2 protein-coding genes are annotated in these 2,205 nt (G+C 45.7%); both read right to left on the bottom strand.

Translation table 11 applies throughout. The features are described from left to right. Positions 1–89: 89 nt before the first annotated feature. Positions 90–1,679: a reverse transcriptase domain-containing protein gene (locus F6J99_RS44385; protein WP_365975491.1), complete on the bottom strand. Its 1,590-nt coding sequence runs from the start codon at positions 1,677–1,679 to the stop codon at positions 90–92. Between the two features lie 159 nt (positions 1,680–1,838). Further along, the gene (locus tag F6J99_RS44380) at positions 1,839–2,069 is read right to left on the bottom strand and encodes a hypothetical protein (protein ID WP_293123663.1); all 231 of its coding nucleotides are present in this window, start codon (positions 2,067–2,069) and stop codon (positions 1,839–1,841) included. Positions 2,070–2,205: the final 136 nt, after the last annotated feature.

Here is a 2,205-nt window from a genome sequence, read left to right as displayed (position 1 = left end):
TAGGTACGGTCGATGCCCGGTATTATCCGGGGCACCTCCGCTTCAGAACCGTACGTGCGACTTTCACCGCATACGGCTCCTAGGTATCCTCAACCTTCCGGCTTGCCTTTCGGCTTGCTCCAGTGAATCATTTGGTGGCAGCTTTGATGAACTGCCATTAGGTTCTTCTGCTTCCAATTGTCGTGGTTTCCATCGACATGATGGAGATGTACATATTCGTCGCTTAAGAACTTATGTCCACAGTGTCCACAGGAATGGTTTTGCCTTTTTAAAGCTTTAGAGGTAGCATCATCGTATAGTACGGAGTTTCGCGTACTCCAGTAGACTAAGTCTCCGTCATAAGGGGACTTAGTCCCTTTAACATTTACGTGTTGATTTTGTTCATACCCAACTGCTGGAAAGCTTTTCTTGCATAGTTCTTTGGCTCTATATCGACTTACCTTCTTTTCCTTTCGGAACTTACGGTTTGCGGTTTTATTTATGAACCATAGACTATCTCGGGAACTGCTCATGTCACAGCTTTTGTGGTAATTCCTCCAACCACGCACAATAGGTGCTAGTTTTTTCGCTTTAACTTCAGCGCCATAATTCGAGCTATTGACCACGGCTTTAATCTTCTTACGTATATTCCGGTGATTTTCCTCTGAGGGAATACACCGGAATTTTCCGTTTTTCTGGACTCGGAATTTCCAACCCAGGAAGTTAAATCCGTCTGTCGTTTTGGTCAGCTTAGTCTTTTCCAGGTTTACTTCTAAGCCGCGCTGGGTTAAGAAGTTTTTAACTTTTTCTAATACCTTTTCAGCTTTATCTTTTGGTTTGAGGATAATTACCATATCATCTGCATATCGGATGCATCTGACATTTTTGTTAACCTCTTCTACTCCGTCGAGTGCAATATTGGCTAGTAGTGGGCTGACCACACCTCCTTGGGGCGTGCCTTGCTCCGGGAATTCCGGATTGATGCCTGCTTTTAGACATCTGAATATCCCCATCTTCAGACCCGCAGGGGCTAGCAATCTATCCATTATGGAGCTGTGGGATATGCGGTCAAAACACTTCTTGATGTCTAGTTCGATGACTCTTTTGTTGATGCCGTTTCTGTCTGATTTTAGGTTTAAAAACAGTAGTTTTTGCGCGTCTTGGGCACTTCTACCTGTCCTGAAACCATAACTGAAGGCGCTGAACGTTGCCTCATGGGCTGGTTCAAGAGCATATTTTGCTAGACATTGCCATGCTCTATCCTGAATTGTCGGTACCTTTAGCATTCTCGTATCTCCGTTTTTCTTGGCTATTGGAATTTCCCTTAAGCCGAGGTGCGTCCAGTCTTCCGCACTAGATACTAGCTTTTCGAGTACCTCGAACCTTTCTTTGTAGGTGAGAGTGGATTTCCCATCTACTCCGGCGGTTCTTTTTCCAAGATTAAGTTGTGTCACTTGACGGATTGCCAGTAGTTGTGCTGAACGGGATTTCAGAATCAGTTTTTGTAAAGACCGCGCCTTCCTTAGGTCACCGTCTCGAACCGCTTTATACACTCTCTTTTGTAGGCGGAAAAGGTTCCGGCGAAGTTGTTTCCACTTTTGGCTTTTCCAGAGGTCACTATATCTGTCCGATATGTGTCTACCCATGCTCTCCATTAGTTTTGTGTATTCTGGATACCCGCCACCAGTTTCCGGTGGCATCCTACCCGACAGTGGGGATTAAATTTGGCATAATTTACCAAGGCTCGACTACACCTCAGACCCATATTTGCTGTCGTTTTTACTCGTTCCGTCTTTTAGATTGTTTTGACGATTTAGGGCAGTCCATTTTGCCTATCCACTTCTCGGAGATTATGACTATCAGCTCCAGAACGTCATGAGAATGAATGGATATAGTCGCACATTTTTTTCTTCAGATTGTGGCTTCGCCCTTAGACACTTTTTTAGGACTAGTTTTACCCATGTCGTCTCCCCGTTAGCGCCAGTGATACCTATCTGCTTTGGTTCTGATTGCGCCCTGGTGCCAGCTTCACTCTGTGGAGTTGCCGCCCACTCGGTGTGGCCAAGGTAGGGAGTCACATATCTCCGCATGGGGTGGGTTTTCACCACCATCCAAAAGACAGTTAAGACTTATGAGGTGTTATTCCTCGCAGTCTCCTAGCTCATACTCTCCCCGTTTCGGGGAGTTCCTAGCTAGAACGAGCCGCACGCAGCTAAGGCATTACTT

The organism is Moorena sp. SIO4G3 (assembly GCF_010692305.1).
GTDB lineage: Bacteria > Cyanobacteriota > Cyanobacteriia > Cyanobacteriales > Coleofasciculaceae > Moorena > Moorena producens_A.
This window is presented reverse-complemented; position numbering and strand designations above follow the sequence as displayed.

What these genes read in the sequence shown, in the direction of transcription:
- F6J99_RS44385 (WP_365975491.1), bottom strand. Translation starts at nt 1,679, where the DNA reads ATGCCACCGGAAACTGGTGGCGGGTATCCAGAATACACAAAACTAATG.
- F6J99_RS44380 (WP_293123663.1), bottom strand. Translation starts at nt 2,069, where the DNA reads ATGCGGAGATATGTGACTCCCTACCTTGGCCACACCGAGTGGGCGGCA.